At 51.7% G+C, this 1,969-nt stretch carries 1 pseudogene; it reads right to left on the reverse strand.

From position 1 onward, the window contains the following. Window positions 1-361 precede the first annotated feature (361 nt). Window positions 362-1,528: pseudogene (locus DW089_RS11195) on the reverse strand (iron-containing alcohol dehydrogenase). Between the last annotated feature and the right edge of the window lie 441 nt (window positions 1,529-1,969).

Genomic DNA, 1,969 nt, shown 5'->3' on the forward strand with positions numbered 1-1,969 from the left:
CCAGGAGGTTTAACTATATGCCAGTCTACTTTATTCATAGCATACCAAACGTGAAGAAGGTGTCATCCACAACGTGGATGACGGAAGAAGTTCAATCCAATTGGCCCGTAGGGCCTGCCCAGAGGGCGCCCATAGCTCCAACCACTGGGAGAGCTGTCACCGCAGGATGACTGAGGGAGTCGTATCCATTTCTCAAGGCCCCCGGCCGTAGAGAAATGGAATATACGACCCCTGCGATAGCTGCCCAGGAACTGAGCCTGTAAGGCGAAAGTGACTGGCTAGCAGCGAACCGCTGAGTGGATACCCCGAACCACATCACTTCAGGTCCGCTGACCGCACCAATCACCCATCAATCCCCCTCTTACATCGCTTCCGTCAAAATCGTCCGCACATCCTCAGCCGTCAGCACCTTGTACCCGCCTTGCAGCAAGAACGTACCCTTGATAATATCGTCAAACATCCCTTCCGTGCAGCCCAGCTCGGACAAATGCAGGTACACACCAATCTCCTTCATCCAACCTTCCAGCGCATTCAGGCCCGCATCAGCCAATTCTTCCTGACTCTTGCCTTCCGGATTGATGCCCCAAACATTCACCGCAAACCGGGCGAACTTGGCTAGCCCCGCTTCCTTGATCAGCCGGTAGTAAGGCAGAGAAACCGCAGACAGCGTCATCCCGTGGGTCGCATTGGTAACGCCCCCTACAGCCTGACCAATCATATGCACTTCCCAATCCTGGGACTTGCCGCAGCCAATCAGCGTATTCAGTGCTCAGGTAGCCGTCCACATAATATTGCTCCGTGCCTCATAGTCCTGCGGATCCTTCACCGCAATACGAGAACTGTGAATCAAAGACTTCATCAGCCCCTCCGCCAGATAATCGGACGTATTGTCATCCGTGCCCGAGAAGTACTGTTCCATAATATGGGACATAATATCGAAAATCCCAGCTTTCATCTGGTACACCGGCAGACTCATAGTATAACGCGGATTCAAAATCGTAAACTTGGGCATCACCCGGTCATCGAACACATGCCCAATCTTCAGCTTCTGCTCCGGATTGGTAATAACAGAACCCGCATTCATCTCGGACCCCGTCCCAGCCATAGTCAGCACGCAGCCAACAGGAATAATCTTGTTGTCCACATCCTCCATATGCAGATAATACTTGGTCCAAGGATCCTCTTCACAGTAGGCAGATACCGACAGCGCCTTGGCATAGTCGCAGGTAGAACCACCACCAACAGCCAAAATCAAATCCACAGCTTCAGCCTTAGCCAGCTTGCAGCCCTCGTTCAGCTTTGCCACCGTAGGATTGGGCATAACCCCCGGCAGCTCCACAACCACCTTGCCAGCCTTCTTCAGAGCAGCCAGCACATCCTCGTAAACCCCATTCTTCTTAATCGAGCCCCCGCCGTAGGTCAGCAGCACCTTAGGCCCAAACTTCGCCAATTCACCAGCCAGCGCATCAATCGCATTCTCACCAAAATGCAGCCGAACCGGATTCGAATACAAAAAGTTTCCTTGCATAAATATCTCTCCTTTACAAAACAAACAGCCCAACACCGCACCTAAGGAACTTAAAACCCAGCCCCCAGCACCAGCCACCACCCATGCAGCAGCCCCGTTGGACCCAATACAAACTACATATTTACTATAACACTTAAACCTGACTCTAAGGCAACCCCCATTCCTAGAATTTTTCCAGGATTTTACAAAAAGAGCAGAAAAAGAAAGCAACGCCGCAAGCATTGCAGAGCGGGGGCTACCTGCATTTCAGCACTAACCACTTTCAGCACACGGCCAGTATTGGCCTAAGAATGGCCCCTTCAAGCGTGAAGGGGCTGTCATCCTATAGGGATGACTGAGGAAGTTCAATCCAATAGGCCCGGAGGGCCTGCCCAACGGGCGCCCATAGCTCTCGCCTCTAGCATTCTGGTAATATGTCAAGCATATTTTTTTTAAGATATT

Origin of the sequence: Acidaminococcus sp. AM05-11 (assembly GCF_003472805.1) — a bacterium.
In the GTDB taxonomy this organism is placed as follows: Bacteria; Bacillota; Negativicutes; order Acidaminococcales; family Acidaminococcaceae; genus Acidaminococcus; species Acidaminococcus hominis.